We start from the raw sequence: 6,056 nt of genomic DNA on the forward strand, positions 1-6,056 counted from the left end.
CGGCAGGCCGGAAGGCAGCCGCTTGTTTTTGTTTGAAGCGAACCGGGAGACCGCTCGTTATGAAATTGCTGCGATACGGCCCCAAGGGGCATGAAAAGCCGGGTGTGCTCGACGCTGACGGCCATATCCGTGACCTATCCTCGCTGATTGACGACATCGCGGGCGATGCGCTGTCCGACGCGAGCCTGGCGCGATTGCGCGACACTGATTTCGCGTCGCTGCCGCGCGTGTCGGGCGAGCCGCGCATCGGCGCATGCGTGGGCCGGATCGGCAAGTTCGTCTGCATCGGCCTGAACTACGCGGACCATGCTGCCGAAGCGAGGCTGCCGGTGCCGAAAGAGCCCATCGTGTTCGGCAAGTGGACGAGCGCGGTTTGCGGCCCGTATGACGGCATCGAAATTCCGCGCGGCTCGACGAAGACCGATTGGGAGGTCGAACTCGGCGTCGTGATCGGCCGTGTGTGCAAGAATGTCGACGAGGCCGACGCGCTGTCATACGTCGCCGGCTATTGCGTGATCAATGACGTTTCCGAGCGCGAATGGCAAGTCAATCGCGGCGGCCAGTGGGATAAGGGCAAGGGCTTCGACACGTTCGGGCCGATCGGCCCGTGGCTCGTCACGCGCGACGAAATCGCCGATCCGCAAGCACTCGATTTATGGCTCGACGTCGATGGCCATCGCTATCAGAGCGGCAATACGGGCACGATGGTGTTTTCGGTCGCGAGCCTGATTGCGTATCTGTCGCGATGCATGAGTCTGCATCCCGGCGACGTGATCGCGACCGGCACGCCGCCTGGCGTCGGGATGGGCGTGAAGCCTTCGCCTGTCTATCTGAAGCCGGGGCAGACGGTGCGCTATGGCGTGACGGGGCTCGGCGAGCAGGTGCAGTTGACGCGCGCGGCCACGTAATCGGCGCCGCGCTGCCGGCGTAATTCGCATTCGGCATAGGCGCAGCCTCGGGATCTGCGCTGATATGCCGATCGGTATTCGCCGCGCTGCTTGCCGGATTTCCCGAGATAATCGGATTTGACGCGGTGCGGTTCATCCGATCGGCGTGCGAAGAGCGATGAACCGATTGTCGAGCGGTTTCTTCGAGATCAGGATTTGGTGGAAAAATATCTGATCGTTCAACGTCGCGCCGACGAGCAATCAGCCATCCCCGATTCAACGGTCTTTTATCGCCGCGGGAGTTGGTCAGGAAAAAAAGTTTGATGAGCGAATTTCGGATGACGTATCATCTGCGAAACGCGCAATAGACATCCTTCCGATGTTTCCGTATCGACGCACCTTGTGTGAAAACTACAAGGATTGCGAAGTATTTTTCATGCCTATGCGGTAGGCACGTTTATTTCAAGATAAACGTGCATTTAGATTTTGAGCCGCCTGATTGGTTTGTCGTCGTATCTAAAAAAGTCAATCGAGCTCAATTGAATCAAGGCGATTTATTCGCCAAATCATCGTCTGGGAAATGTCTGATTTCAATCTGAATTGGGCATGAGGTTCCAGCGTAACCGCGCATTGACTTGACCATTATTGATGGAGATTCGGATGGCGGATTACATCGTGGTGCTCAATGACGAAGAACAATACTCTGTTTGGTCTGAAGGCAAGGTGATTCCCGCCGGCTGGCGGGCGAGCGGCTACCGTGGATCGAAAGAAGCCTGCCTTGATCACATCAAGGACGTGTGGACCGATATGCGGCCCAGAAGCCTGCGGCTTGCGATGGAGCAGGCGGGTTCGAAAGACTGAGTCGGCGTGTTGTGCGCCGATGTTTTCCCGTCACGGTTTTGCTTGTCGGTTTGGGGCGAACCGATGGCGGCAGCACCGTGTCGATCCGTCAATTCCACATGGCTGATGCGCGAAGGTTTTTCGCCGCAGGAAGCCGGGACAACGCATCGCCATTGATTTGTTTTATCGAGCGGTGAATTGCCCGTCGGGAGATTGCCGAATGGGAAAGAGTCCGGGAAGGATCTTCGGTCTTCTTTGGCTGGCACATGGCACATCGGCTGTCGGCAGCCAGATATCTCAAGTGGTCATCCCGCTTTTTGCCGTCCAGAATTTGCATTTTTCCGCGATCCAGCTCGGCTTCCTCTTGTCGCTCGAAGGTCTCCCGACGGTGCTGTTTGGTTTGTTTGCCGGCGTGCTGGTCGATCGAATGCCGCGTCGCCGGTTGCTGATCGCCTGCGACATCGCGAGATTCGCGATTTTGCTGTTGGTGCCGTTGCTGTATTGGCTGGACCTGCTGCACGCATTCAGCCTCTATGCGGTCGCGTTCACGGTGTCGTCGCTTAGCGTATTTTTCGACACGGCGTTCTGGTCCTATGTGCCGACCGTGATAGAGAAGAGCGAGTTGTCGCAAGGAAACAGCCGGCTGGCGATGACGCAGTCCGTGGCGGAGACGATCGGTCCCAGTGTTGCCGGTTCGATTATGTCGCTGATCGGCGCGCCCGGCGCGATCCTGTTGGACGCGCTGTCCTATTTGTGGTCGTTTCTCCTGATCTGCTTCGTGCGGCACGAGCCGGAAAAAAACACCGCTGCTGCCGTCGGCGAGCGGTTTTTTCCCGCGCTGAAGAAGGGCTTGGTCTTCGTCTTGACGAACCGGCTGCTGGTGCTGATCGCGCTGGGAGGTGTGATTTGGCACATCGCCTATTTTGCGTTGCTGCCAGGCTTGTACTTGTGGCTGCAAAAAACCGTCGGCGCGTCTGCCACGCAGATTGGCATCGTGTTGAGCTGCCTGGGAATCGGTGCGGCCATCAGCGCGCCGCTTACGCCGATGCTGCGCCGCCGGATGGGGCCGCTGCCGGTGTTGGCTTCGATGCAGCTCGTCTCGGTCATATCGATTCTGGCAATTCCGCTTGCGAAATCGTCGGCGCTCGTCGATCTGGCGATAGCGGGGGGCGCACTCGCCGTGATGGGCGGAACATCGACGATCGCCTCGATCATGCAGATGACGTTGCGCCAGGAGGTCACGCCCGAGCCGCTGCTCGGGAGAATGACGTCCGCCATTCGTTTGATCGTCTGGGGTGCGATGCCGGTCGGAGCGTTGATCGGCGGCGCGCTGTTCGGCGCGATGCCGAACGACAAGGCGTTCTACGTGATTGGCGCCGTTAGCGTTGCCGCCACGCTGTTATGGGGTGCGGCGTTGTTTTGGCGTCCGATCGATCTGGCTTATTCGGCCGATTAACTCCAACAGCGGAACCCGCATCATGAAAATGACGAACGTGTTTCCGTGCGCATATGGGCAAGAAGGAATTTATTTCTTCGACAAGATAGGCAGTGACGCGGCGCTTTATTTGGTGCCCTACACGTTGGAGTTCAACGCAGAGATCGACCGGGCCCCATTGGAGGCGGCGCTCAATGCGCTGATCCGCAGGCACGAGGCGTTGCGCACGACGTTCGTCGAGATCGACGGGCAGGTGTGCCAGCATGTCGTCGACGCGATGCGGTGCGAACTCGGATGGGAAGATCTATCCGAATTCGACGATGCAGCGCGAGCGGCAAAAGCGGACGAAATCACGCGTGAATTTGCTGCACGGCGATTCGATCTTGCGGCAGTCCCGCTGATGCGCGCGACATTGATGCGCTTGGCGAACGCGCGCCATACGCTGCTGCTCGGCGTTCACCACATCGTATTCGATGGGTGGTCCGTGCATGTGATGGCACATGAACTCGATGCGCTGTATCGCGCATTCAAGCATGACGTCGAGCACGATTTGCCGGAAATGGCCGTTCAATATCGCGATTTCGCGCAGTGGCAGCGCGAGGCATACACGCAAGACGGCATGGCCGACGATTTGGCTTACTGGCGCGAGACGTTGAGCGATGCGCCGGCGTTGCTGGAACTGCCGTTCGACAAGCCGCGCCCGGCTGCCCGGAATTATGCGGGCGAGATCGTGCGGACCGAGCTGCCGCCAGATGTGGCTGCCGGCTTCTCGGCGCTGATCGATGCGATGGCCGTGACGCCGTTCGTGCTGTTCATGACGTTCGCACGGATATTGTTGCATCGAATCAGTTGCGAGCGCGACATTTGCATCGGCTATCCGGTGGCGGGCCGAAGTGGTGGGGAATTCGAGGATACGATCGGCCTCTTCACGAACATGCTCGTGCTGCGCAGCCGTCACGACGGACAGACGACCTTCCGACAGGCCGTGGAGCGGACCCAGCATCAAGTGTTCGATGCGTTTGCCCATGCGGATTTGCCGTTCGAACAGCTCGTTGAGGCGTTGCAGCCGGTGCGCTCGCTTGGATGGCATCCGCTGTTTCAGGTATGCGTCACGCACGAGGCGAACGAAAGGATGTGGTCGCTCGACGGCGTGTTCGCGCTCGACGTCAATATTCCGACGCATACGTCGAAATTCGATCTGCTGCTTGCGATCGAGCAGAACGCCGATGCGCCATGGTGTTTGAAGGCCGGATACAGCACGGAGCTGTTCGAGCGCGCATCGATCGGCCGCATGCTGGAGCAACTGACGCTATTGATTGAGTGCGCCGCTGCCGATCCCGATCAGACAGTGGGGCGCCTGCGTCTTCTGAGCGACGAGCGGCGTGACTGGTTGTTGCAAAAAGGCTCCGGCCCGGCACGCGAATTGCCGCCGATCACGGTGGCCGGGTTGTTCGAAGCGCAGGCGGAACGCACGCCCGATCGTGCCGCGCTGATCGACGGTGTTCGCCATATGACGTACCGCGAGCTGAACGTGGCGGCGAACCGGCTCGCGTGGCGGCTCAGAGCGCTCGGTGTCGATAGCGAAACGCCGGTGGGGTTGCTCGTTGGACGCGGGTTCGACATGGTCGTCGGCATTCTCGGGATCCTGAAGGCGGGCGGCTGCTACGTTCCGCTGGATGCCAACTATCAAGCGGAGCGTTTGTCATATCTGCTGAACGACTCAGGCATCGAAACCGTCGTGCTCGAATCGAAATTTCGAGCCGCATTGCTGGAGCGCCCCGAAGAGTTGACGCTCGTCGAACTCGACGAACTGAAACCCGGGGGCCGCCGACGTATCCGGCGCAATCGCGAATCCGCCGCGTCTCGAGTCGCCCGCGCAACTTGCCTATGTGATGTATACGTCGGGCTCCACCGGACGCCCCAAGGGCGTCGCGATCGACCATCGCGCGATCGCGCGGCTCGTGATATCGAATCCGTTTTTGCCGTTCGAGCGCGGCTTGACGATCCCGCAGCTTGCAAGCGCGTCGTTCGATCCTTCGACGCTGGAAATTTGGGGCGCGCTGCTGCACGGCGGAGCGGTGGCGCTGGTTGAAAACCACTTGGTATTGAGCCCGGCCGAGTTCAGCGCGTTTTTACAGCGGCACCGGATCAAGGCGATCAATTTCGCGAGCACGCTGCTGTCGCACGAGATGCCGGAAATGTTCGTCGATGTCGAGCACATCATCTTCGGCGGCGATCGCGCGGATGCGGCCGCGTTGCTCAGACTGCGGCAAGCGGGCGTGCGAGCCGAGCTGATCAACGGCTACGGCCCCACCGAAGTCACGACGCTGAGCTGCACGCATGTTGTGCAAGACGACGATATCCGCGACGGTGACGTTCCGATCGGCCGCCCGTTTGCAAACACCAGCGCATATATCCTGGATGAGGATATGCAGCCGGTGCCGGTCGGGGTACAAGGCGAACTGTATCTCGGTGGCGCCGGGCTCGCCGGGCCTGTCGTCGTCAATATGTACGGCATTACGGAAACGACGGTGCACGTCACGCTGCACCCGGTGGATTGGGCGACGGAACCGGCCGCGAGCGAGAGTGTGATCGGCGATCCGATTGCCGATCTGCGGCTGTTCATCCTCGACGAGCATCTCGAACCCGTGCCCCAGGGCGTCGTCGGCGAGATATTCGTGAGTGGGCCGGGGCTCGCGCGAGGCTATCAAGGCCGCCCCGACTTGACCGCCGATGCGTTCATGCCGTGCCCATACGCCGAGCGCGCAGGCGAGCGCATGTATCGCACCGGCGACCTGGCGAAATGAGAGGTGGCCTCGCTCGTTCGGACAGTTTTCTGAGATTTTTAAGTGGAACGTCCGGGGCGATCATGCTGCCGATTTAATCGCAGACAG

Annotated in this window: 4 protein-coding genes and 1 pseudogene; all 5 read left to right on the top strand. The window is 60.1% G+C overall.

The genetic code is table 11. The features are described from left to right. Nucleotides 1–59: 59 nt before the first annotated feature. Nucleotides 60–908 (top strand): ureidoglycolate lyase, encoded by an 849-nt coding sequence (locus BSIN_RS19445; RefSeq protein ID WP_089341661.1) that lies wholly within the window; start codon nucleotides 60–62, stop codon nucleotides 906–908. Nucleotides 909–1,547: 639 nt separating this feature from the next. Further along, complete coding sequence (locus tag BSIN_RS19450; protein WP_089341668.1) at nucleotides 1,548–1,748, top strand: MbtH family protein; 201 nt, start codon at nucleotides 1,548–1,550, stop codon at nucleotides 1,746–1,748. Between the two features lie 199 nt (nucleotides 1,749–1,947). Beyond that, nucleotides 1,948–3,183: an MFS transporter gene (locus tag BSIN_RS19455; protein ID WP_089341662.1), complete on the top strand. Its 1,236-nt coding sequence runs from the start codon at nucleotides 1,948–1,950 to the stop codon at nucleotides 3,181–3,183. Nucleotides 3,184–3,211: 28 nt separating this feature from the next. After that, nucleotides 3,212–4,918 (top strand): annotated as a pseudogene (locus BSIN_RS19460) (condensation domain-containing protein); the annotation flags it as partial. A 136-nt stretch (nucleotides 4,919–5,054) separates the two neighbouring features. Continuing rightward, nucleotides 5,055–5,969: an AMP-binding protein gene (locus tag BSIN_RS26575; RefSeq protein ID WP_089341664.1), complete on the top strand. Its 915-nt coding sequence runs from the start codon at nucleotides 5,055–5,057 to the stop codon at nucleotides 5,967–5,969. Nucleotides 5,970–6,056 lie beyond the last annotated feature (87 nt).

This window comes from Burkholderia singularis, assembly GCF_900176645.1.
Classification (GTDB): Bacteria; Pseudomonadota; Gammaproteobacteria; order Burkholderiales; family Burkholderiaceae; genus Burkholderia; species Burkholderia singularis.

Excerpts from the sequence above, each read along its gene's own strand:
- BSIN_RS19455 (WP_089341662.1), top strand. The coding sequence starts at position 1,948 with ATGGGAAAGAGTCCGGGAAGGATCTTCGGTCTTCTTTGGCTGGCACAT.
- BSIN_RS26575 (WP_089341664.1), top strand. The coding sequence starts at position 5,055 with ATGTATACGTCGGGCTCCACCGGACGCCCCAAGGGCGTCGCGATCGAC.
- BSIN_RS19445 (WP_089341661.1), top strand. The coding sequence starts at position 60 with ATGAAATTGCTGCGATACGGCCCCAAGGGGCATGAAAAGCCGGGTGTG.
- BSIN_RS19450 (WP_089341668.1), top strand. The coding sequence starts at position 1,548 with ATGGCGGATTACATCGTGGTGCTCAATGACGAAGAACAATACTCTGTT.